The following is a 23,506-nucleotide window of genomic DNA, read 5'->3' as shown; positions in this document are numbered from 1 at the left end:
GTGCAGACCGTCTTGCGGGTCTCGCGGAAGCCCACGATCTCGCAGTCCTCGCCAACCTTCACCTTGCCGCGCTCGATACGGCCCGTCACCACAGTGCCACGGCCAGAGATCGAGAAGATGTCTTCGATCGGCATCAGGAACGGCTGGTCGACCGCGCGCTCAGGCTGCGGAATGTACTTGTCCACCGCCGCCATCAGCTCGTCGATCTTGGCCTCCCACTGGGCTTCGCCGTTCAGCGCGCCCAACGCTGAGCCGCGGATGATCGGAGTGTCGTCGCCAGGGTAGTCGTACTTCGACAACAGCTCGCGAACCTCCATCTCCACCAGCTCGATAAGCTCTTCGTCCTCAACCGCATCGCACTTGTTCAGGAACACCACGATGAAGGGAACGCCAACCTGACGCGCCAGCAGAACGTGCTCCTTGGTCTGGGGCATCGGGCCGTCGGTCGCCGCAACCACCAGGATCGCGCCGTCCATCTGTGCGGCTCCGGTGATCATGTTCTTGATGTAGTCCGCGTGACCCGGGCAGTCGACGTGCGCGTAGTGCCGGTTCGGCGTCTCGTACTCGACGTGCGAGGTGGCAATCGTAATACCGCGCTCGCGCTCCTCAGGTGCGTTATCAATCGTGTCGAACGAACGAAACTTGTTATTCGGGTTGTGCTTCGAGAGCACCTTCGTAATCGCCGCCGTCAGCGTCGTCTTGCCATGATCGATGTGCCCGATCGTCCCGATGTTTACGTGCGGCTTTGACCGGTCAAACTTTTCCTTGCCCATGACTCTCTCCGTGTTTCGTACTTCTAAAGTTCAACTACTAAACTGTTTGCACCTTGCGGCACCGGCTTACTTACTTGTCATTACCGTCTTTGCCCTGCACCTTGGCAATGATCTCTTCCGAGACCGAGCGGGGCGCCTCTTCGTACTGCTTGAACTGCATGGAATAGTTAGCGCGGCCCTGCGTGGACGACCGCATGTGGGTGGCGTAACCGAACATCGTGCTTAGAGGAACCGTGGCCCGTATAGCCTGGGTGGTGCCGACCATCTCCATACCTTCGATTCTTCCGCGGCGCGAGTTCAGGTCGCCGATGATCGTACCCATGTACTCTTCGGGGACTGTAACCTCGACTGCCATCACCGGCTCCAGGAGAACCGGCTTTGCCTTACGGGCAGCTTCCTTGAACGCCATCGAACCGGCGATCTTGAATGCCATTTCGTTCGAGTCGACATCGTGATAGCTGCCGTCGTAGAGCGAAACCTTGACGTCCACCATCTCGTAGCCGGCCAGAATGCCACGCTGCATCGCGTCCTGAATTCCCTGATCGATCGGCTTGACGTACTCCTTCGGAATCGCGCCACCCTTCGTATCGTTGGTGAACTCATAGCCCTTGCCCGGCTCGTTGGGCGAGATACGGATCTTGCAGTGGCCGTAGTTACCCGAACCGCCGGTCTGACGGATGTACTTGCCTTCAGCATCCGAGTTCGCGCGAATGGTCTCGCGGTAGTTCACCTGGGGCTTACCAACGTTGGCCTCGACCTTGTACTCACGCATCATGCGGTCGACAATGATCTCAAGGTGCAGCTCGCCCATTCCGGCGATGATGGTCTGGCCCGAGTCAATATCGGTGCGGACGCGGAACGTGGGATCTTCCTGCGCCAACTTAGCGAGCGCCATACCCATCTTCTCCTGGTCGGCCTTGGTCTTTGGCTCCACGGCCACTTCGATAACCGGCGCCGGGAAATCGATCGACTCAAGCACTACAGGGTGCTTATCCGTAGTGATCGTGTCACCGGTAACGAGATTCTTCAGACCAACCGCAGCGCAGATATCGCCTGCAAGAATCTCGGTGATCTCTTCGCGCTTGTTGGCGTGCATCTTCAACAGGCGGCCGATACGCTCCGTCTTGCCGGTACGCGGATTCAACACCGAGTCGCCGGTCTTCAACTGACCCGAATAGACGCGGATGAAGATCAGCTGGCCCACAAACGGGTCGGTCATGATCTTGAACCCAAGTGCCGAGAACGGCTCGTTGTCATCAGCCTTGCGGATAACCTCTTCCTCCATGTTGTCGGGGTTATGGCCAATCATGGGAGGAATATCCAGCGGGCTGGGCAGATAATCGACCACTGCATCGAGCAGCGTCTGCACACCCTTGTTTTTGAACGACGAACCGCAGAGCACCGGGAAGATGTTCATCGCGATGGTCGCCTTGCGGATGCCAGCCTTCAGCTGAGCTTCAGTAGGCTCCTGACCCTCGAGGTAGAGATGCATGATCTCGTCATCAGAGTCAGAGACAGCCTCAATCAGAGCCGCACGTGCAGTCTTGGCCTTGTCGAGCAGGTCAGCAGGAATCTCTTCCACCGAGTACTCAGCGCCCATGGTCTCGTCGTGCCAGTAGATCGCCTTCATCGTAACCAGATCGACAACACCAAGAAACTTCGCCTCAGCACCAATCTGGATGTTGATCGGTACCGCGCGTGCCCCCAGACGATCAACGATCGTCGAGGTCGCGTAAACAGCGTCCGCACCGGCCTTGTCCATCTTGTTGATGAAGCAGATCCGGGGAACCTTGTATTTGTCAGCCTGACGCCAGACAGTCTCAGACTGTGGCTGAACGCCAGCGACCGCGTCGAAGCAGGCAACCGCACCATCCAGCACGCGGAGCGAACGCTCCACCTCAGCCGTGAAGTCCACGTGGCCGGGGGTGTCGATGATGTTGATGCGGATGTTCTTCCAGGTGCAGGTCGTCGCAGCAGACGTAATCGTGATGCCGCGCTCCTGCTCCTGCTCCATCCAGTCCATGGTCGCAGTTCCCTCGTGCACTTCGCCGATACGGTGCGTGATGCCCGTATAGAAGAGAATGCGCTCGGTCGTCGTCGTCTTGCCGGCGTCGATGTGCGCCATGATTCCGATGTTCCGGCAACGATTCAGAGGTGTAGTGCGTGCCACGGTCTATCTCTCATCTGCGAGCGTCTGCTCGCGGTAAAAACTGCGTTGAACCCAAAATCTAAGGACGCTCTGCTGGAAAACCAACTACCAGCGGTAGTGCGCGAAAGCCTTATTGGCCTCGGCCATACGGTGAACGTCTTCCTTCTTCTTCATCGCGGCGCCACGGCCATTGGCCGCATCAAGCAGCTCAGCGGTGAGCTTCTCAACCATGCCCTTCTCGCCACGTGCGCGGCCGTAAGTCACCAGCCAGCGGATCGCGAGCGAGGTGCGGCGCTCCGGCAGAACTTCGATCGGCACCTGGTAGTTCGCTCCACCAACACGGCGGCTCTTGACCTCGAGAAGCGGCTTGCAGTTCTCGATCGCCTTCTTGAACAGCTTGAGGGCTTCGTCGCCACCCTTCTGCTCAAGGTTGGTCATGGCGGTGTAGAAGATGCCCTGTGCGGTCGACTTCTTGCCGCCCCACATCATTGAGTTGACAAATTTTGTGACCAGGGTCGAGTTATAGACCGGGTCTGCAGCAACTTCACGCTTAGCGATGTAACCTTTTCTCGGCATTGCTCTCTCTTCTCGTCTTCCTTCAGGACCGTAGACCTCTCAAGCCCTGAACCTGGTTTATGCAGCCAGCCCAATCCATCAGGCCAGCCGGGTTGATCTAAAAACTCAAACTGCTTCAAACCACAAACTACTTCGCAGCAGCCTTCGGACGCTTCGCGCCGTACTTCGAGCGGCTCTGCTTCCGGTTGGCCACGCCGACCGAGTCGAGCGTTCCGCGAACGACGTGATACCGAACGCCCGGCAGATCCTTCACACGGCCGCCGCGGATCAGCACAATCGAGTGCTCCTGCAGGTTGTGGCCGATGCCCGGGATGTAGGTCGTGACCTCAATCCCGTTGGTGAGGCGAACACGCGCGACCTTACGGAGAGCCGAGTTCGGCTTCTTCGGGGTCTGGGTGTAAACGCGGGTGCAGACGCCACGGCGCTGGGGCGAACCCTGGAGCGCGGGGCTGGCGGTCTTATAACGAGTGGGCGTGCGGCCCTGCTTGACGAGCTGATGGAACGTAGGCACTAGAACTCCTTGTTAATGCGCGGCAAAACATCTACAACCAAACCTGTGTGAGACGCGCAGGTAGGATTCAAGCTTCGCCTCGTGCGGTACCTGCACGGCACACGCAAAAAAATGAGAACGCTGAAGCGTCTCTGACGAAGATCTTCCCTGCTGCGTCTGTAAACCGGTACAACAAACCAGACGTAAACAGTCGACGGTGGTCGAGCGTCTTTCCTCATTCAAGGATGAGCCGACTCCGTTTCGCTGTCCCGGCCCGCATAGCCCGTCCAGGGTGGAGGGTGTCGCAGGCACGATTGCGATAGGCCGCAGACTTACAACATTTCAGACCGAACAACACGGATCAGGAATGCTCTGCGGTGAATCTCTTGTATCCAGTATAGCGCAATCCTTCGGCACCCGCCTTGCGACAGGGAGACGAATCTTGGTGATCGCGTGGGTTTTTCTCCACCCCTCCGTGCGTCGAGCTTGCCAACAACTGCGTTGAGCTTTCCCTACGACACGGTCCGGATACTCGCGGAACCTTCTTACAATAGCAATCTAACGGCGAAACGTCAAATTTTTTGGCGATCTCTACCCTCAAATCCCGCCAATTGCACCATTGCGGCTGCACCCACCCCCGTCCCCGACCGACCCCCAACCAGTCTCCGACCAGTCCCTGACAAAAGCGAATCCCCACTCCATGCTAGGCTTTTCCAATGGCTTTGGCAGATCTCCGCGACTGTTCCCCCTCCTCTGGTTTCACCGCCTTCACCGCCGCCGCATGCACCGCCCTGCTGATGCTCGGAGCCGCCTCCGCAGCCCACGCCGAGTCCGACGCAAACGCCTCTAGTCTCAAAGACCCGCGGATCGGCTCCCTGATCCAAACCCTCGGCCAGACCAAAACCCCCTCCGCCGCATCCATCTCACCCGATGGAGCCATCGTCGCCTGGTCAGTCCGCACCCATGACGGCACCCAGATTCACCTCTCCGAGGTAGCAAACCCAGACCCCGCAAAAGAAAAGATCGTCTCCACCGGCTCAGGAGCAACAAACTGCAGCAGCTCCGATCCAAAGTGGTCGCCCGACGGAGAGTCTCTGGCCTTCGTATCCGACTGCACCGCCAAGATAGATCAGCCCGGACAAGACCAAGTCTTCCTCTGGTCGAAGGGCTCTGGCGAATCGAAACAACTCACCCATCTCGTAGGGAACATCGACTCTCTCGCCTGGTCACCCGACGGCAAATCCATCGCCTTCCTCTTCGTCGAAAACGCTACCCGCTCCGCCGGAGCCCTCGCCGCCATGAAGCCGTGGTCCGGCGTCATCGGCGAAGACGGCGTCGAGGTGCAGCGAATCTATGGCGTGGATGTTGCTTCAGGCCTGGGAAATTGGATCTCGCCTATCCGCCAACTTCACGTATACGAGTTCAACTGGGCTCCCGACTCGCGCAACATCGCATACATCGCTGCCGACGCGCCAGGCGAAAATAACTGGTGGGTCGCAAGACTCTACACTCAATACGTCGGTTTCATCGCCGCGTGCGGCGAATACGAAAACACCGACGACAAGGGCCAGAAGACAAAAATAAACATGTGCAAGGAAGCCGGAGCGCCGATGGGAGTTCCCACCGCGATCCTCGACCCCACCAAAATCTCCGGCCCCCTCCACGGCCTCCAGATCGCCGTCCCCCGCTACTCCCCCAACGGCAAGCAAATCGCCTTCATAGGCGGCATCATGAGCGATCAGGGATCCACCGGCGGCGATCTCTACCTGATCCCCTCCACCGGCGGCGAGCCAAAGAACATAACCCCGGGCCGCGCCGCATCGGTCGCCTACTTCGGCTGGGCCGGCCCCGAACTCATCGCCATGGCCGAACACGTAGGCGGCAACAGTCACCTCACCGCCCTCGATCTCGCCACCGGCAGAGACATCCCGCAGGCCAGCGTCACCTTCCCCGAGACCATCGGCGCAGGCGACCTGGTCATGAGCGTCTCCATCTCCCAAGAGCACACCATCGCGATCATCCGCAGCTCCTTCGAGCGCGCCCCCGAGGTATGGGCCGGCCCCCTTCACGACCTCAAGCAGATCACCCACCTCAACGACAGCCTCAAACCCGCCTGGGGAAAGACCGAGAACATCGAATGGACCAACGGCGGCTTCAAAGTTCAGGGATGGCTCCTCCACCCCGCCAACTATGACCCCGCAAAGAAATATCCTCTCCTCGTCAGCGTGCACGGTGGTCCCTCTAGCGCCGTCACACCTCGCTGGCCAGGCGCGGGATATGGCGGCGCGCCATTCTCCGCACTCGGATACTTCGTCTTCATGCCCAACCCGCGCGGCAGCTACGGCCAAGGCGAGAAGTTCACCCAGGCCAACATCAAGGACTTCGGCTACGGTGACCTTCACGACATCCTCACCGGCATGGACGTCCTCGAAAAGCGCTTCCCCATCGACAAAGATCGTGAGGGCCTCACCGGCTGGAGCTACGGCGGCTTCATGACCATGTTCGGCGTCACCCAGACCACGCGCTTCAAAGCAGCCGTCGCCGGAGCAGGCATCAGCGACTGGAAGAGCTACTACGGTGAAAACTCCATCGACCAGTGGATGGTGCCCTTCTTCGGCAAGACCGTCTATGACGACGCCGAAGTCTACGCAAAGAGCTCAGCCATCGAATACATCAAAAAAGTAAAGACCCCAACCCTGGTCGTCGTCGGAGATCGCGACGGCGAATGCCCCGCTCCGCAGAGCTTCGAGTTCTGGCATGCGCTCCGTGCCGAAGGCGTGAAGACGCAGTTAGTGATATACCCAAACGAGGGGCATGCCTTCCACGACCCCGCGCATCGCAGGGACGTTCTCGAGCGGGCCCTCAACTGGTTCGAGACAGAGATGCCCGCAAAGTAGAAGTCTTCCGGTCTCGCTCCCGTCCGCAATCTTTCGCGAAAGGGAGCAAACTTGTCACGATGCGAAATGATTGGCTGGATCGTCCAACCAACGTTCGAACAGTATTTATGCCCGGAAGATTTGCTTCCGGTCTGTGCAGCTTTTACACTATGGGTTCAGCTATTCAGCGGTTGCGGTGTGACCGTTCAGCTTGAGTTCTGGTTGGACGGGGAGGTTCAATGCGTCGGTTTGCCACGTTAGTCTTTCTTTTGCTTTTCACGATTCCTTTTGGTGTCTCGATCTCGGGTTGCTCCAAGAAAACAGCCGCAGTCTTCTGCAACGGCGGAGACACCGGCCCTGTCGTCGGCCAGGTAGCGACCATTAATCTCCAACCCAAGATCTTCGGCATATCGTTGAACTTTGCGCAGATCGGCCAAGTCAGTTCACCGGCAGCCATCGACTGCAAGGGCACCGCCGTAACGGTGTCCGGCTACACCTACGCCACCTTCCTCCCCAATGGCCAGCCCGACATGACCATCGCCGACGTCCAGCCAACCACCGGCCGGCTCTGCGCAGGCACCTGGAACAGGAACACCGGCGGTGGCATCGCCGACTTCACCACCTGCAACCCCACCAACAAATCCGGCACCGTCTACGTCGTAGCCAACGGCAACGGAGTCAGCAGCAATCCGCTCCCGATCTTCATCCATCCCGTGGTCACCAATGTGACCCTCGGGGCGCTCTCAACCGACTGCGTCCACGACCCGGCCACCAACTGCAGCCCCGCAGCCTTTATTACCCAGACATCGACCTGCGCGCAGACCACCAACGGAAACGGCTGCTGCGCCGTGCCTGTGCCCCCGCCAGCTGCCGCGGTTCCGGCAACCGGTTGCGTCTCCCAGTTTGTCACCAGTCAGCTTGCAGCCAGAGTCCTGGCCGGAGACGGTGCCAACATCAGCTGCCAGGTCGGCCATCTCTCCTACGCTCCGCAGACCGCCTCCGTCGTCACCATCGACCAGAACGGTGTCGCCACCGCGCAGCAGCCTGGATCGACCGTCATCACCGCAAACATCGCGAACGCCGGAAGCTCGGCTGGCTTCTTCTCCACCTGCCCACCTGTCTCGATCGCACTCACCGCCACCGTTGGCACAGGCAACTCAACCAGCGTGACCGTAAATCCCAACAACGTGCAACCGATCAACGCCGTTGCAACGGATACCAACGGAACAGTCCTCACCGGCCTCGCTCTCAACTTCGAATCCACCACCCCGACAACCATTCCCGCCGCCTCCGCAGCCTCGGTGACCCCCGTCTTCCCAGGCGCCGCCGCCATCACCGCAGTCTGCCAGCCTCCCACCTGCAATCCGTCCCCGTTCAATCAGATTGGCCTCTTCGGCAACGGAAAAGCCATCACCTCGAATCCAGTCCTCGTCACCGCCCCAGGCGTCAACAGCACCAATCTCTATATCGCGAGCACCAACTCCTTCTATCTCGTGCCCGTGGACTTCACGCAGCCTCAACTCGGAAACCCTGTACGCCTGCCCTATCAGCCCAACTCCATGGTCATCAGCAACGACGGCACCTCCATCTACATGGGAAGCTCCTTCGAACTCATGACCTTCAGCGCAACCACCAACAGCATAGGCGCTCAGGACACCACCGTACCCGGCACCGTGATCGCAATCTCGCCTGACGGCACAACGCTGGTCATCACCGACCCCATCCGCCAGTTTGTCTACCTCTACAACACCAAGGGCAGCATTCAGACCCAGTACGGCGGCGTCGCCACCCACGCCGTCTTCTCGCCCGACAACTCCACCGTCTACATCACCCTCGGCGACTACAACTCCTCGACCGGCGTCACGACTCCCAACAACACCCTGCTGGTTCACTCCACCTTCACCGGCTGGTACCAGACAACGTCCTCGCAATCGACCAGCGACGTAGCCATCGGTGTCCCAAGCGTCGGAGCCTTCTTCGGCGGCAACCCAACCACCGCTCGCTCCTACTGCCCGGTGACCACTATCGTCGGCGGCGCCGCCCCCACCACCTCCTCCACCACGACCAACCTCTTCTATCCCGACGCCGGCGTGCTCGGACCGCAGACCGACCGAATCGCCACCACCAACGACGGACTCCACCTTCTCGGCGCAACCGTCACGCCGACGCCAACCTTGACCGACCTCGCCATCGGGGTCCCAGCCAGCAGTACCGCTGCCGCCGCACCGGGCCTTCCCATCGCCGCGTGCCCTGGTCAAACGCCCATAACGACACCGCAGAAGTTCACCACCAACACCGTCTTCACCGGTGCGCTTCCCGGTGTCACCGCCTCAGCCATCACCGGCGTCTTCCCCACCTCGGACTCGAAGATCGCCTTCGTGGCCTATCAGGGCAGCGGAGCCGTTGTTCCCACCTACACCCCTCAGCCCACCGGCGCTGGCACTCTGAGCAGCATCCCCCTGTCGACCGCTCTCGGAACCCCCATCGCGCCGATCGTCGGCGTGGTCAGCGCAGACAACCAGACCTTCTACGCGGGCACCACGGGAGACAACGCCGTCCACCTCATCACCAAACAAAGCGACGGCACCTACAAGGACACGACAACCCCTCTCGCACCGAAGCTGCCAGACGTGAATGGAAATATCGTCGCTCCCAACCTTCTGGTGCAGAAGCCGCGCAAGTCGACCTCCTAGGATTGGTCCTGCCGGACGGGCGCCCTGCGCGGGCAGCGGTCACTTCGTGACCTGTATACCGCTTCGCGTGGTGCTCCCGTTGGTCGCAAGCAAGAGTTTGTGCCGACCGGCGGGAGGACCGTAGGTATTCGCCGCGCCAAGACCGGTATACGCGTCACGAAGTGACCGCCGCCCGCGCAGGGCGCCCGTCCGGCAGGACAGCTCTACGCCAGCCGCTTCTTCAGCAAATCCCGCGCAATCGCATCCAGCACGCCATTCAGAAAGTGGATCGACTCCGGCGCAGCGTACCGCCGTCCAATCTCCAGCGTCTCGTTGATGATGATCGCAGCAGGCGTATTCGGAAATCCAAGCATCTCCGCCACCGAAGCCCGCAGCAGATTCCGATCCACCACCGGCATCCGCTCCAGCCGCCAGTTCTGCGCATGCTCTTCAATCAGCTTGTCGATCTCCTCATCGCGAGTCGTCGCAACACGATAAAGATCCTCCGCAAACCCACGCGTCTCGGCATCCACATCCTCCACCGACGCCCAAAAAAGTTTCTGCACCTGCTCGGGCGACTGCTTGCCCAGGTCTCCCTGAAACAACATCTGCATCGTAAGTTCGCGCGACTTGCGGCGTGTGCCCATTATTTTTTCCCCTGGCCGTTCTGCGCCGCGAGCTTACGCTGGATCGACACCATCTCAATCGCCGCGCTGGCCGCCTCAAAGCCCTTGTTTCCCGCCTTCAGCCCCGCACGGTCGAGCGCCTGCTCCAGCGTCTCGCAGGTCAGTACCCCGAACGCATGCGGAACCCCAGTCTCCTGCTGCGACTGGCCAATCCCCCGCGCCACCTCGTTGTAGATCGCCTCGTAGTGCGCCGTCTCCCCACGCAGCAAACACCCCAGCGTAATAATCGCATCGAACCTCTTCGACTCCGCCAGCGTCCGTGCAGCCGACGGCACCTCCCACGCACCAGGAACCCGAACAATCTCAATATCAGCCCGCGCCACGCCGCTGCGATGAAGCGCATCGAGCGACCCCTGCAGCAGCCGGTCGGTGATCACCGTATTCCAGCGCGTCGTCACCACCGCGAAGCGCATACCCACAGCGCTCAGGTCACCCTCTACAGCCTCAGGCTGGCCATGCAGCGGATTCTCTGACTGCCAGAACCCAATCCGCAGCTCAGTCGTGATCTGCAACGTAAACAGCCTGCTGTTCCAGTGCGTCAGCTCTGCGGCAGAGAGAATCTCCGGAATCTCCTCCGTGCGATAGCTCGCCAGCAGCCACTTTTCCACGAGCGAACGGATGTGGTCCAGCTGCGTCACCTCGATCAGCACCGTTGGCACCGCAGGCTCCCTGCCCGTTACAAACTCAAGATTGCCAATCGGCGCAAGGAAGGCAGCGCCGCGACCCTGCGCATCCTGCCACCCCTTGCCCTTTTCAAAACCAAGAGCAGAAAAGAGGCTCGAGACACGGTCAAACTCAGCCCCCGACGCTATCGCGCTGACGTGCGTAATTCCCTTAATCATAGATTCGATTGTATCGTCTGGAGTGCGGCGCGAGAGCGCCCACAAGATCACCCACGAGATAGCCAGAGGAGAGGTACGTGAACTACGAAACGTTGCTGTGCGAGGTAAAGGATCAGGTAGCGCGCGTCACCCTGAACCGCCCCCAGGTCCTCAACGCCCTGAACACCCAGGTCTTCAACGATCTGGAAGCCGTATTTTCAACACTCGCCGCCGACCCCGCCGTCCGGGTGATCCTCCTCACCGGCGCCGGCGAAAAAGCCTTCGCAGCCGGCGCAGACATCAAAGAGCTCGCCGCCATCGACGCGACCGCAGGAGAGGCCAAGGCCCGCCGCGGCCAGGGCGTCTTTCGCCTCATCGAGACCTGCGGAAAACCCGTCATCGCCTGCATCAACGGCTTCGCCCTCGGCGGCGGCTGCGAGCTGGCCATGGCCTGCACGATCCGCCTCGCCAGCGACACCGCACGCCTCGGCCAGCCCGAGGTCAAACTCGGCCTCATCCCCGGCTACGGCGGAACCCAGCGCCTCCCGCGCCTCGTCGGCCAGCCCATGGCGCTCAAACTGCTGCTCACCGGTGAGATGATCAACGCCACCGAAGCCCTGCGAATCGGCCTGGTAGACGAGGTGCTTCCCGCAGATAACACCGACAAGTTGATGGAGCGCGCCGAAGCTCTCGCCAAAACCATCGTCGCCATGGCCCCCCTGGCCGTCGCTGCATGCCTCCATGCTGTCCGCGACGGCAGCGAGATCGGCCTCGAACAAGCCATCGACATGGAAGCAAAGATCTTCGGACGACTCTGCGGAACCAGCGACAAAGAAGAGGGCACCAAGGCCTTTCTGGAAAAACGCGCCGCCGTTTGGACCGGACGATAACTACTCGTCTTCGTCGTAAAATCGCCGAGAACTTTGATCTTTTGATCAATGCCATCGCTTGATATGCTGGTGATCGTGCCCTCGCTATTCCGACATTCGCTATCCGGACACTCGCCGCATCCAAGCTATTCGCTGCTACGAGCCTCGCTCCTTCCCGCCGCTTTTCTGCTTCCGCTCGCCCTCGCCGGCTGTTCCCGGCCCGCAATCCCCTCCATCCCCAACGTGGCCGCGCAGAACGCTCTCGCCGCCGAACACCAGCAGGAGAACAACCTCGCCCGCCAGCAGATGGAGCTGATCCCGCCGCCATCGAAGACCCGTTACATGGCCGTCAAGAGCCTCAATCTCTGGGAGAATCCCTACCTCACCGTGCAGGGCGAGATGGCAACCCTGCACGTAGTCGTCGCCGACGGCAACACCAGCGGCCTTGGTGTAGGCGGAATGCTGCGGCCCATCGGCGCCCGCCGCCGCGACCTGAATGTACGCGTCATCGACCTGCCCACCGCGCTCAATGCCATCCCCGAAAACTCCTGGCCCTATGGACGCGTCGTCGCCGTCGAAGAGGCCCACGAAGTCCCCGTCAAAGCGCGTCCAGAGGTTCGCAGAAACATGGAGGCCGTCATCAAAACCCTCAACGACCTCGGCGTAGTCGTCTACGAGTGGAGCGACAACGGACGAAGTTAACCCGAGCAAGCATCCATCTTCCTGCACCGCTGCGCTAACCTGTGAGTGCGGCAAATCTCTAGAGCCTGGGTGAACGATTGCAACTCCATACGACGGCACTGGTAGTCTTCTGTTTTTTCTTTTTGCTCGTTACGCTCGCCGGATTCTGGGCCGCACGGTGGCGAAGACCGAAGGCAGGAATGGGCTCGCTCGAAGAGTGGGGCCTCGCAGGCCGCAGCTTCGGCACCTGGATCACCTGGTTCCTCATCGGCGGCGACCTCTACACCGCCTACACCGTCATCGCGGTCCCGGCAGCGCTCTACGGAGCAGGCGCCATGGGATTCTTCGCAGTCCCCTACGCCGTCATCGCCTACCCCTACATGATGCTCGTCCTGCCGCGCCTCTGGACAGTATGCCACCGCCACGGTTACATAACCTTCGCCGACTTCGTCAGTGGACGCTACGGCAACCGCTGGCTCACCATCGCCATCGCGCTCACCGGCGTCCTCGCCCTTATGCCCTACATTGCGCTGCAACTGGTCGGCATCCGCGTCGTCATCGGAGCCATGGGCATCCACGGCGAGTGGCCTCTCGCAGCCGCCTTCGTCATCCTCGCCGCCTACACCTACTCCAGCGGCCTCCGCGCCCCCGCCGTCATCGCCATCGTCAAGGACATCATGCTCTACATCATGGTCCTCGCCGCGCTCATCTACATCCCCCACAAACTCGGCGGCTACGCGCGCGTCTTTGAGATCGCCAACCAACTCCTCGCCCACCACACTCCTTCAGCCACAATCCACCTCAAACAAGGCCAGTTCCTCGGCTACTCCACCCTCGCCATCGGCTCCGCCATAGCGCTCATGCTCTACCCCCACACCGCCACCGCGGTCCTCAGCGCGCAGAGCGCCAACGTAATCCGCCGCAACGCCGCCATGCTGCCCGCCTACAGCTTTCTCCTGGGACTCATCGCCCTCCTCGGCTATCTCGCACTAGCCGCCGGAGTCGTCACCAAAGATCCCAATCAGGCCGTACCGCTGCTCTTCCTCAAGATGTTTCCTGAGTGGTTCGCCGGCTTCTGTCTCGCCGCGGTCGCCATCGGAGCACTCGTCCCCGCAGCGATCATGTCCATCGCCGCCTCCAACCTCTTCACCCGCAACCTCTACGGCGCGCTGATCCGGCGAAAGATGCTCCCTGAAGAAGAGTCCCGCATGGCCAAGATCGTCTCGCTCGTCGTAAAGTTCGGCGCACTGATCTTCGTCCTCAAGCTCCCCGCACCCTACGCGATCGAGATGCAGCTGCTCGGCGGAATCTGGATGGGCCAGCTCTTCCCATCGGTCGTTCTCGGGGTCTTCACGCGCTGGTTCAATCCCTGGGCGCTCCTCATCGGCTGGGCAGCAGGCATGTTCAGCGGCACAGCTATGGCAGTAGCTCTGGGGCTGAAGAGTTCGGTTTACCCTCTTCATCTCTTCGGCAGCACGTACCCCATGTACGCAGCCGTACCCGCGCTATTGTTGAACCTCGCCGTCTCCACGGTGTTGACGATACTGTTCCGCACAATGAAGTTAAACGCAGGAACCGACGTCACCGACGCCGCAGCCTACATCAGCTAGCTCTGTCCTGCCCGACGGGCCCTCTACGCGTGGGGCGGTCACTTCGTGACGCGTATACCGGTCTTGGCGAACCATACAGCATCGATCCTCACGTTGGTCGGCACGAACTTTATCCTGCGACCAACGGGAGCACCAACCGAAGGGGTATACAAGTCACGAAGTGACCGCACCGCGCGGAGCGGGCCCGTCCGGCAGGACAGCCTTACTCCCACTCAATCGTGCCAGGAGGCTTCGAAGTAATGTCATACACCACCCTATTAATCCCCCGAACCTCACTCACAATCCTGCTCGAGATCGTCCTCAGCACCTCATAAGGCAGCGGAGCCCAATCCGCCGTCATCCCATCCTCGCTTTCCACCGCCCGCACCGCACACGTATTCGCATAAGTCCGCTGATCCCCCATCACTCCAACGCTCTTGACGGGCAACAACACCGCAAAGCTCTGCCAAACCTTCCGATACAGTCCAGCCTTCTTGATCTCATCCACCACAATCTGATCGGCCTCCTGCAACATCGCCACCCGCTCCGCCGTCACCTCGCCCAGAATCCTCACCGCCAGCCCAGGCCCAGGAAACGGCTGCCGTTCAATAATCTCCTCCGGCATCCCCAGGTCCCGCCCAATTCGCCGCACCTCATCCTTGAACAGATCCCGCAGCGGCTCAATCAACTTCAGCTTCATATCTGCCGGCAGCCCACCCACATTATGGTGACTCTTGATCGTATGACTCGGCCCATGCACGCTGCTCGACTCAATCACATCCGGATAGAGCGTCCCCTGTACCAGCCAGGCGATCTCCTCTGCGCCCGCGACAGAGGACTCCCAGATCTTCTTAGCCTCATCATCAAACACGGCGATAAACTCGTTCCCAATCACCTTCCGCTTCCGCTCCGGATCGGTCACGCCCGCAAGCTTCTCCAGAAACCGCTGCGAAGAGTCCACCGCAACCACCTTCAGCCCCAACTGTTCACGCATCGTCGTCTGCACCTTCAGAAACTCATCCTTCCGCAGCACGCCGTTGTTCACAAAGATACAAGTCAGCCGATCCCCAATCGCCCGCGCCACCAGCACCGCAGCCACACTCGAATCCACTCCTCCGCTCAGCCCGCAGATTGCATGGCCCGTTCCCACCTGCGCCCGCACCCGTTCCACCGTCGACTGAATAAAATGTTCCGGCGTCCAGTCCTGCTCCGCCCCGCAGATATCCAAACAGAAGTTCTTCAGCAGCTCCATCCCCTGCCGCGTATGCGCCACCTCAGGATGAAACTGCACCGCCCAGATCCTTCTCGCGTCATCCGCAATCCCCGCCACCGCATTCGAGGTCTTCGCCGTCAGTTGAAACCCAACCGGCAGCGCCTCCGCCTCATCCCCATGCGACATCCAGACATCCAGCGTCCCCGGCAGCCCGCGAAACAGAGGCGTCTCCGCCACTACCGTAACCTCGGCGTGCCCGTACTCCCGCGCCGCGGCCCCTACCACCTTTCCACCCAGGTGATGCACAATAAACTGCAACCCATAGCAGATCCCCAGCACCGGCACACCCATCGCCAGCACACCCTCATCTGCATCCGGCGCATCCGTGTCATACACAGAGCACGGCCCGCCCGAAAGAATCACACCCTTCGGGTTCAGCGCCTTCACCTGTTCCAGCGGGGCCGTACAAGGCAATACAACAGAAAATACATTGAACTCACGAATACGCCGCGCAATCAGCTGCGTATACTGCGACCCAAAATCCAGAATGACGATCGTTGAGGTATCCACTTACCCAGTGTAAATGCGACACCGCTCCTCAGAAGACGCCGGGCCCTCGACGCAGATGGGTGTTCCTCAACCTCGCACTCTCCATCCCGCTCACCACGCCGATCGCCACCATGATGATGGCGATCGCAATAATGTAGGACTCAGGAATATGGCTCATATAAGCCAAGTAGGATACACCGGCGATCAGAAGCAGATAGGCAGCAGCATAAAGGGCAGAGGACATGATCTCTCTCCTAAAGGGGGAATGAGGGGGCCCATGCATAGATAGGATGCAGTATTTTCCGCCCGCAGAGGAAAAACTTTAGTACCCGAACCCTCACCGACAGAGGCTAGTTCGAGTCTTTCTGTCGAGTAGTCTGCACCCCGGTCACAATCCCAACTCCCAGCATGATCACCGCAATTGCCACGATGTAATGCTGCGGAATATGCATCAGGTGAGCCAGATAAGCCACACCCGCAATCAGAACCAAATAGCCAATCGCATAGATCCCAAATGACATAGTCAATCTCCCTTTTTTAGAACGATCTTCGTAGGATGCAGAATCGGCGTCCCGGCGAGAGGAAAATCTTCTTGGAGACTGTCCTGCCGGACGAGCGCCCTGCGCGGGCAGCGGTCACTTCGTGACGCGTGTACCGGTCTTGGCAGGATCGACACTCCGGTCCTCCCGGTTGGTCGGCACAATGCAACCTGCGACCAACGGGGCACCACGCGAAGCTTTAAAAAGGCGTGTGAACGCCCGCCCCACGCGCAGTGGGCCCGTCCGGCAGGACAGCCTTTCAGTCTTCGTAAGCGCGCCAAAGCTGCAGATAAGCCACCTGCCGCGCCACGTGGAAGAAGTCAGATCCAAGAAAATAAAGCACCGTAACCCCCACCCACCACCAAAACAAAAACTCCGGCGTCGTCACACTCTCAAACGGCAGCGGAGTCGCCGAAAACACCATCGCCAGCACAATCAACGCAATCTTCACGATCCCCATCACCAGGTTGATCTCCACCAGCTTCGACTTCAGCGGCCCCAACCGAAACGCCGCCGCCAGGCTTCCCACAACACCCAACCCACGCAGCATCGCAACCAGCGGAGCCACCGACAGCGCCCAGCTCACCACCGCCCACAGCGTAAACAGCCCCAGCGTCGCAACAATCACCAGCGAAAAATATCCCACCAGGTTCGGCTCCCCACCCAACGCAATCGGCCCCGTCACCGTCCACTCCGCCACCCGCTCCATGCACCAGAACCACACCGCAAAACTCCCCTGCAGAGCCACCACCCGCACCGCCTGCAACACAATCAGCGTTCCCACACGAGCATGCAGCCGCTTATCCGCCCGCCGCAACACCACCGTCCGCCCCACCGCCGACACAATCACCCACACCACCACCAACAACGGCGCCAGCCACATCGCCACACCCATCACCCGCGGCAGCAACAGCGCCAACGCCTTCACCAGCGTCTGCGCCGACCCCAGCGGATCCACTACCGTCATACTCTTCAGCGCCGCATAGTCCAGCGGAGTAGCCTGCAAGATCTTCAATCCCTCATGCCGCAGCACTAACAACGCCGGCACCCCATAAGCCCACCGCCACAGCACCTCCAGCGCCGTCAGCGAAGGCCGCCGCCAGCACTCCGAAAGCGTATGCACAAACGACTGCGTCCCCCGAACCGTCCCAGCAGCAACCACCACTCCATCCTGCGGAATCTGCTCCACTACTTCACCACAAGATTCACAAGCTTACCCGGCACCACAATCACCTTCACCACAGTCTTGCCTTCAATCCGCGCCATTACCTTAGGATCAGCCAAAGCCGCAGCCTTCACCGCAGCCTCATCACTTCCTGCCGGCACCTTCACCACACTCACCAGCTTGCCATTCACCTGGACAGGAATTTCCATCTCCTCATCCCGAGCAAGCTCTTCATTCACTTCAGGCCAGGCCGTGCGAAACACCACACCCTCGCCACCAAGCTCCTCCCACATCTCCGCCGCAAAAAACGGCGCAAACGGAGCCAGCAACAAGATCAACCCACGAAACACCTCAGCCACCGCTGCAGGAGAGATCTCCCCCGCATCCATCGCCGCTTCGTTCGCAGTAATCTCGTTCACCAGAATCATGATCGAAGAGATCGAAGTATTGAAGTGCCACCGTCCATCAAAATCCTGCGTGATCTTCGCAATCGTCTGATGCAGCCGCCGCAGCAACGCCTGCTCCTTCGCAGAGCCTTCCCCCACGCGCGAACCACCGCCAGCCTTCCGTGCCGCACCAGAGTACTTCGTCGTCAGCCGGTACACCTTCCCCAGAAACCGCGAGATCCCGGCAACTCCCTCCTCCTGCCACTCCAGATCCCTATCCGGCGGAGCCGCAAACAGCGCATACATCCGCGTCGCATCCGCGCCATACCGTCCAATCATGTCATCCGGGCTTACCACGTTGCCCTTCGACTTCGACATCTTCGCGCCGTCTTTGATCACCATCCCCTGCGTAAACAGCCGCTCTGCAGGCTCATCGTTCTTCACCAACCCAAGATCCCGCATCACCTTCGTCCAGAACCGCGAGTAGATCAGATGCAGAATCGCATGCTCCACCCCGCCGATGTACTGATCGATCGGAAACCAGTAGTTCGCCTTATCCGAATCAAACGGAGCCTTCGAGTTCTTCGCATCCGTATAGCGATAGAAGTACCAGCTCGAGTCCACGAACGTATCCATCGTGTCCGTCTCCCGCCGAGCCACCCCACCGCACTTCGGGCACTTCGCATTAACAAACTCAGCCACCCGTCCCAGCGGCGACCCGTTCGTCTGCGTAATATCAATCTGCTCCGGCAGCAAGATCGGCAACTCGCTCTCGGCCACCGGCAGCGGCTCCTCCGGCGAGCACCTGTCGCAGTACACCATCGGAATCGGTGTCCCCCAGTACCTCTGCCGGCTCACTCCCCAGTCCTTCAACCGATACGTAACCGTAGGAGTACCAAATCCCTTCGCCTTGGCAAACGCAGCCATCTTCTCCTGCGCTTCGACACAACCCAACCCAGTCCACTCCCCCGAATCGACCAGCAGGGCCTCATCCTCAGCCAGATAAGGAAGTTTACCCACCACATCCTCAGCGCCTGCCTGAGCCGAATGCTCTTCCTCATGCTTCGTCCAGTCGGCAGGAGCAATCACCCGCCGCACCGGCAACCCATACTTCTGCGCAAACTCAAAGTCCCGCTCATCATGCGCCGGCACGCTCATAATCGCGCCCGTCCCATAGTCCCCCAGAATGTAGTTCGCCACCCAGATCGGCACCCGCTCGCCATTGAACGGATTCACCGCAAACCGCCCCGTATTCACGCCATGCTTCTCAATGGCACCCAGCGCATCGGTCTCTCGCGCCTTCTGCTGCTCCGCCAGCAACTGCTCAATCTCCATCCGCAGCTTGTCATCCTCCAGCGCAAACGCCTTCGACACCGCATGCTCCGGCGCAAGCTGCACCGACGTCGCCCCAAAGATCGTATCCACCCGCGTCGTAAACACGGTAATCTTGCCTTCTACTCCCTCTTCCCTACTCCCTACACCCTGATCGACCGCAAAGTCGATCAAAGCCCCCTCACTGCGCCCAATCCAGTTCCGCTGCATCGTCCGGACCTTCTCCGGCCAACCCTCCAGCTTGTCGAGCCCGTCCAGCAACTCATCCGCATACTTCGTAATCCGCAAAAACCACTGCGTTAGATCGCGCAGCTCAACCACCGTATCCTCATGCCGCCAGCAGCGCCCGCCGATCACCTGCTCATTCGCCAGCACTGTGCAACACTCCGGACACCAGTTCACCTTGCTCTTCTTCCGGTAAGCCAGCCCCTTTTCGAACATCTTCAAGAAGAACCACTGGTTCCACCGGTAGTAATCCGGCAGACAAGTCGTCACCTCGGCGGCCCAGTCGTAGCCATACCCCAACCGCTGCATCTGCTTCCGCATCGCCGCAATATTCGAAAGCGTCCACTCCCGCGGAGGCACGCCATTCTTCAGCGCAGCATTCTCCGCCGGCAACCCAAACGCATCCCAACCCATCGGGTGCAGCACGTTATACCCACGCATCCACATATGCCGAGCCAGCGCATCGCCAATCGCATAGTTCCGCACATGCCCAATATGCAGCGCGCCGCTCGGATACGGCAGCATCTCCAGGCAGTAGTACTTCGGCTTCCCTGAATCATGCGCATCAGCCGCATACAGCGACGCATCCGCATCCCACACGGCCTGCCACTTCGGCTCGATCTCAGCCGGGTTATACCGCTGCGGCTGATTCCCCTCCGCAGCAGAAGAACTATCCTCGATATTCACTGTTTTCCCGCCGATTTCGCTCGTTCGTGTCTCAGGCATACTCTTTCGATTGTACCGTCCAGCCCGCCTCAACGCCTCACGCTCCCAATCTCCGTCAACCGTCAGCCTGAATAGCTGCTCCTAGCGAATCGCTTGCATAGATTGCGACAAATCCTTATAAGGGTCTGACCAACAACAAGGTGTGGCGCGTCTCACAGAATCAGCCACCGCCTTCACCCAATCGAGTGTGCGCGACGTGAATAGACATGAATAAGAGACAGTTCCTCAAAGGCTCCGGCTCCATCCTCACCGCCGCCATGCTCTCCCGCTTCGTCTCAGCCTCCGAGCAAGACGCCGCCCACCAGACCGCCCCGCGAACTAACTGGGCCGGCAATCTCACCTTCCACACCGACACCCTCTACCAACCCAAAACCGTCGACGAGGTCCAGCACATCGTCAAAACCTGCGACAAGCTGCGCGCCCTCGGCCGCGGCCACTCCTTCAACACCATCGCCGACAGCACCCACGCCCAGATCTCCCTCAAGCAACTCGACTCCATCGACATCGACGCCAAAGCCCGCACCGCGACCGTCGGCGCCGGCGTCACCTACGGCAAGCTCGCTCCCATCATCGACGCCCGTGGGTTCGCCGTCCCCAACCTCGCCTCGCTCCCTCACGTCTCCGTCATCGGAGCCTGCGCCACCGCCACCCACGGCTCCGGCAGCAACAACGGCAACCTCGCCACCATCGTCTCCGGACTCGAACTCGTCACTGCTGACGGCGCACTCCACACCCTCTCCCGCGCCAAGGATGGAGATCAGTTCCTCGGCCAGGTCGTCAACCTCGGCGGCCTCGGCGTCGTCACCAAGACCACCCTCGACCTCCAGCCCACCTTCCAGGTCGCGCAAGTCGTCTACGAAGACCTCTCCTTCTCCCAGCTCGAACATCACCTCGAAGAGATCTACCTCAGCGGCTACAGCGTAAGCCTCTTCACCGACTGGCAGAATCACCAGGCCACCCAGGTCTGGGTCAAACGCCGCCTCGACCCCGGCGCCACCTCCGTGAAATTCGAGCCCGAGTTTTTCGGCGCAAAGCAAGCCACGCAAAAACTCCACCCCGTAGCCGGCCACTCCGCCGAAGCCTGCACCGAGCAGTTCGGCGTCCCCGGCCCCTGGTACGAGCGCCTCCCCCACTTCAAGCTCAACTTCACCCCCAGCAGCGGCGCCGAAATCCAAACCGAGTACTTCGTCCCCCGCGAGCACGCCTACGACGCCATCCTCGCGGTCGAGAAGCTCCGCGACCGCATCACCCCACACCTCTACATCACCGAGCTCCGCACCGTCGCCGCCGACGACCTCTGGCTCAGCATGGCCTACCAGCGCCCCTCCCTCGCCATCCACTTCACCTGGAAGCCCGAAAACGACGCCGTCCAAGCCCTCCTCCCCCTCATCGAAGAAAAACTAGCCCCCTTCAACGCCCGCCCCCACTGGGCCAAGGTCAACACCATCCCCCCCGCAACCCTCCAGCGTCTCTACCCCAGGATGCCCGACTACAAAGCCCTCCTCAACCAATACGACCCGCAGGAAAAGTTCCGCAACCAGTTCCTCAACACCAACCTCTTCAGCGCCTGATCCCCGCTTCACAGGCAATACTCACGCGAAGCACCAGCCAACGTCTTACAATGAGCGAACTGTGTCACAATCCGCGATCCGCAAAACATTCGCTCCCGTAAAAAAACTCTTGCCTGCGTGGCTGTCCAACCCCATACGCAACAGCCTCACCGCGATCCTGACGCCCATCCTCTACAGCGCGCGCACCGGTCACTTCCGCAGCAGCCTGAAGATGGCAGCGGTATCCCGGCATGGCGAACCCATCCCCTGGTACACCTACTCCAGCCTGGATTTTCTAAGCGCCCGCAACTACACCGGCAAAACCATCCTCGAATTCGGTGGCGGACAATCCACCCTGTGGTGGTCCGCACGGGCAAAGCACGTCGTCACCTTCGAAGGGAAAAAAGACTGGTACGAACGCATAGCACCCGGCTTGCCCGCCAACGTCGAGCTGCACTACGTAGAAAAAACCGCGCCCATCACCGATGCACTGCAAGTCGCGCAAATCCTCTCCACCAAAGCCTCCGACCGCTACGACGTCATCGTGATCGACGGCCTCACCCGCTCACAGCTGATCGACATCGCCTGTGAACGTCTCGCCCCCGATGGAATCATCATCTGCGATAACTCCGAAGGCTACGGCTTCTACGAAGGATTCAAAGACAAGGGCCTCGACCGTGTCGACTTCTTCGGCAACGCCCCCGGCGTCCTCCTCCCCCACTGCACCTCCCTCTACTTCAGATCCACGTCCTTCGTCTTCAGCCCCTCAATCCCAATCGATCTGCCTAAGTAAAATGCCTCGCCGTCTATAATTCTTCCTGTTTTCCGGAGTCCGACATGCGAACAGCTCTACCGTCAGTGATTCGCCCGTTCTGTTTCACTCTCGCGCTCCTCGCCACTTCCACGCTGCTCCTCTCTCAAACGCCGCCACCCGCCGTCAAGACCTACGACGGTGGAACGCGGCAAACTCTCGAGAGCATCTTCATCCCACCCATGACGAATGCGCCGTTCAGCCTCACACTCGAAACCGAGTGGACGCGGCCCATGGGAGCTAATGGCGGCACCTACACCCTCGTCAATAAACGGCGAATCATGCGCGACCGCACCGGGCGCATCTACCAGGAGCGTTGGCTGCTCGTCCCAAAGAACGGAAAGATGGAATCCGTCATGGACTTCATTCAAATCTCAAATCCCGCCGACCACACCCTCTACAACTGCCAGATCGACATCAAGCGCTGCTTCCTGATTCCCTACACCGGCTCAGTCACCACCACCTACCAGCCTGCAATCCATCCATCAGGCGCACTCGCCGACAACGCCGGCTATCAGCAGCACGAAGACCTCGGCCACAACAACGTCGCAGGCATCGACACCATCGGCTACCGCGAGATCACCACTCTCAACCCCGGCGTCTTCGGAAACGATCAACCGATGATCACCACGCGCGAGTTCTGGTACTCCCCCCAACTCGGGATCAACATTCTCTCGAAGCTTGACACCCCGCAATCCGGCAAACAAACCTTCACCGCGCGCGACCTCTCAACCTCCGAACCGGAAGCCCACTTCTTCGCTCTGCCCGAAGGCTTCACCGTCCAGGATCAACGCACGCCCGCTCCCTGATCCAGTTCATCCCTCGCCA

General features: G+C 60.3%; 19 protein-coding genes. 8 read left to right on the top strand and 11 right to left on the bottom strand.

Translation table 11 applies throughout. The annotated features are described in order from the left end of the window. From HDF10_RS09025 to rpsL, 4 genes are all read right to left on the bottom strand, one after another. On the bottom strand, positions 1-773 hold a 773-nt coding region (locus HDF10_RS09025), incomplete at its 3' end, for an elongation factor Tu (RefSeq protein WP_183812572.1). Positions 774-843: 70 nt separating this feature from the next. Continuing rightward, positions 844-2,943 carry an elongation factor G gene (gene fusA / locus HDF10_RS09020; RefSeq protein ID WP_183812570.1) on the bottom strand — a complete coding sequence of 700 codons (2,100 nt, stop codon included), beginning with the start codon at positions 2,941-2,943 and terminating at the stop codon, positions 844-846. A gap of 84 nt (positions 2,944-3,027) precedes the next feature. Beyond that, the gene (rpsG, locus tag HDF10_RS09015; RefSeq protein WP_158943903.1) at positions 3,028-3,498 is read right to left on the bottom strand and encodes a 30S ribosomal protein S7; all 471 of its coding nucleotides are present in this window, start codon (positions 3,496-3,498) and stop codon (positions 3,028-3,030) included. 127 nt (positions 3,499-3,625) lie between these two features. Continuing rightward, positions 3,626-4,009, bottom strand: a complete 384-nt coding sequence (gene rpsL, locus HDF10_RS09010; protein WP_014263802.1) for a 30S ribosomal protein S12 — start codon at positions 4,007-4,009, stop codon at positions 3,626-3,628. A gap of 695 nt (positions 4,010-4,704) precedes the next feature. On the opposite strand from rpsL, the gene HDF10_RS09005 reads away from it, so the two are divergent. Both HDF10_RS09005 and HDF10_RS09000 read left to right on the top strand, forming a co-directional pair. Beyond that, the gene (locus HDF10_RS09005; protein ID WP_183812568.1) at positions 4,705-6,885 is read left to right on the top strand and encodes a S9 family peptidase; all 2,181 of its coding nucleotides are present in this window, start codon (positions 4,705-4,707) and stop codon (positions 6,883-6,885) included. Positions 6,886-7,103: 218 nt separating this feature from the next. Beyond that, positions 7,104-9,557 (top strand): hypothetical protein, encoded by a 2,454-nt coding sequence (locus HDF10_RS09000; protein WP_183812566.1) that lies wholly within the window; start codon positions 7,104-7,106, stop codon positions 9,555-9,557. Between the two features lie 203 nt (positions 9,558-9,760). Here the strand turns inward: HDF10_RS09000 and nusB are convergent, their stop codons facing one another. After that, positions 9,761-10,183: a transcription antitermination factor NusB gene (gene nusB / locus HDF10_RS08995; protein ID WP_183812564.1), complete on the bottom strand. Its 423-nt coding sequence runs from the start codon at positions 10,181-10,183 to the stop codon at positions 9,761-9,763. Then, entirely contained in the window at positions 10,183-11,064 is an 882-nt protein-coding gene (gene ribH / locus HDF10_RS21195) for a 6,7-dimethyl-8-ribityllumazine synthase (RefSeq protein ID WP_183812562.1), read from the bottom strand. The genes nusB and ribH overlap by 1 nt, the downstream gene beginning before the upstream one ends. Positions 11,065-11,141: 77 nt before the next feature. Here ribH and HDF10_RS08985 point away from each other — a divergent pair, with 77 nt between their 5' ends. From HDF10_RS08985 to mctP, 3 genes are all read left to right on the top strand, one after another. Continuing rightward, a complete protein-coding gene (locus tag HDF10_RS08985) occupies positions 11,142-11,933 on the top strand; it encodes an enoyl-CoA hydratase/isomerase family protein (protein ID WP_183812560.1) in 792 nt (263 codons plus the stop codon). A gap of 48 nt (positions 11,934-11,981) precedes the next feature. Next, positions 11,982-12,614, top strand: a complete 633-nt coding sequence (locus HDF10_RS08980; protein WP_260177740.1) for a hypothetical protein — start codon at positions 11,982-11,984, stop codon at positions 12,612-12,614. A gap of 77 nt (positions 12,615-12,691) precedes the next feature. Beyond that, entirely contained in the window at positions 12,692-14,203 is a 1,512-nt protein-coding gene (gene mctP / locus HDF10_RS08975) for a monocarboxylate uptake permease MctP (RefSeq protein ID WP_183812558.1), read from the top strand. A 202-nt stretch (positions 14,204-14,405) separates the two neighbouring features. On the opposite strand, the gene guaA is transcribed toward mctP, so the two are convergent. From guaA to leuS, 5 genes are all read right to left on the bottom strand, one after another. Next, on the bottom strand, positions 14,406-15,965 hold the full coding sequence (guaA, locus tag HDF10_RS08970) for a glutamine-hydrolyzing GMP synthase (RefSeq protein WP_183812556.1): 1,560 nt from the start codon (positions 15,963-15,965) through the stop codon (positions 14,406-14,408). A gap of 28 nt (positions 15,966-15,993) precedes the next feature. Continuing rightward, positions 15,994-16,188, bottom strand: coding sequence for a hypothetical protein (locus HDF10_RS08965; protein ID WP_183812554.1), 195 nt, complete (start codon positions 16,186-16,188; stop codon positions 15,994-15,996). 106 nt (positions 16,189-16,294) lie between these two features. After that, positions 16,295-16,465: a hypothetical protein gene (locus HDF10_RS08960; protein ID WP_183812552.1), complete on the bottom strand. Its 171-nt coding sequence runs from the start codon at positions 16,463-16,465 to the stop codon at positions 16,295-16,297. Positions 16,466-16,742: 277 nt separating this feature from the next. Next, a complete protein-coding gene (locus HDF10_RS08955; protein ID WP_311732707.1) occupies positions 16,743-17,672 on the bottom strand; it encodes a hypothetical protein in 930 nt (309 codons plus the stop codon). Next, positions 17,672-20,317 carry a leucine--tRNA ligase gene (leuS, locus tag HDF10_RS08950; RefSeq protein ID WP_183812550.1) on the bottom strand — a complete coding sequence of 882 codons (2,646 nt, stop codon included), beginning with the start codon at positions 20,315-20,317 and terminating at the stop codon, positions 17,672-17,674. The genes HDF10_RS08955 and leuS overlap by 1 nt, the downstream gene beginning before the upstream one ends. A gap of 206 nt (positions 20,318-20,523) precedes the next feature. On the opposite strand from leuS, the gene HDF10_RS08945 reads away from it, so the two are divergent. The 3 genes from HDF10_RS08945 to HDF10_RS08935 all read left to right on the top strand — a co-directional run bounded on the left by HDF10_RS08945 (position 20,524) and on the right by HDF10_RS08935 (position 23,487). Beyond that, positions 20,524-21,888: an FAD-binding protein gene (locus HDF10_RS08945; protein ID WP_183812548.1), complete on the top strand. Its 1,365-nt coding sequence runs from the start codon at positions 20,524-20,526 to the stop codon at positions 21,886-21,888. A 61-nt stretch (positions 21,889-21,949) separates the two neighbouring features. Beyond that, positions 21,950-22,660: an O-methyltransferase gene (locus tag HDF10_RS08940; RefSeq protein ID WP_183812546.1), complete on the top strand. Its 711-nt coding sequence runs from the start codon at positions 21,950-21,952 to the stop codon at positions 22,658-22,660. Positions 22,661-22,704: 44 nt separating this feature from the next. Beyond that, positions 22,705-23,487, top strand: a complete 783-nt coding sequence (locus HDF10_RS08935; RefSeq protein WP_183812544.1) for a hypothetical protein — start codon at positions 22,705-22,707, stop codon at positions 23,485-23,487. The last annotated feature ends 19 nt before the right edge of the window (positions 23,488-23,506 follow it).

The sequence above is a fragment of the Tunturiibacter empetritectus genome (genome assembly GCF_014201375.1).
Classification (GTDB): domain Bacteria; phylum Acidobacteriota; class Terriglobia; order Terriglobales; family Acidobacteriaceae; genus Edaphobacter; species Edaphobacter lichenicola_D.
Note: the sequence above shows the minus strand (reverse complement) of the source record. Positions and strands in the feature narration are given on the sequence as shown.

Excerpts from the sequence above, each read along its gene's own strand:
- rpsG (WP_158943903.1), bottom strand. The coding sequence starts at position 3,498 with ATGCCGAGAAAAGGTTACATCGCTAAGCGTGAAGTTGCTGCAGACCCG.
- HDF10_RS09005 (WP_183812568.1), top strand. The coding sequence starts at position 4,705 with ATGGCTTTGGCAGATCTCCGCGACTGTTCCCCCTCCTCTGGTTTCACC.
- HDF10_RS09000 (WP_183812566.1), top strand. The coding sequence starts at position 7,104 with ATGCGTCGGTTTGCCACGTTAGTCTTTCTTTTGCTTTTCACGATTCCT.
- nusB (WP_183812564.1), bottom strand. The coding sequence starts at position 10,183 with ATGGGCACACGCCGCAAGTCGCGCGAACTTACGATGCAGATGTTGTTT.
- ribH (WP_183812562.1), bottom strand. The coding sequence starts at position 11,064 with ATGATTAAGGGAATTACGCACGTCAGCGCGATAGCGTCGGGGGCTGAG.
- HDF10_RS08980 (WP_260177740.1), top strand. The coding sequence starts at position 11,982 with ATGCCATCGCTTGATATGCTGGTGATCGTGCCCTCGCTATTCCGACAT.
- HDF10_RS08965 (WP_183812554.1), bottom strand. The coding sequence starts at position 16,188 with ATGTCCTCTGCCCTTTATGCTGCTGCCTATCTGCTTCTGATCGCCGGT.
- HDF10_RS08960 (WP_183812552.1), bottom strand. The coding sequence starts at position 16,465 with ATGTCATTTGGGATCTATGCGATTGGCTATTTGGTTCTGATTGCGGGT.
- leuS (WP_183812550.1), bottom strand. The coding sequence starts at position 20,317 with ATGCCTGAGACACGAACGAGCGAAATCGGCGGGAAAACAGTGAATATC.
- HDF10_RS08945 (WP_183812548.1), top strand. The coding sequence starts at position 20,524 with ATGAATAAGAGACAGTTCCTCAAAGGCTCCGGCTCCATCCTCACCGCC.
- HDF10_RS08935 (WP_183812544.1), top strand. The coding sequence starts at position 22,705 with ATGCGAACAGCTCTACCGTCAGTGATTCGCCCGTTCTGTTTCACTCTC.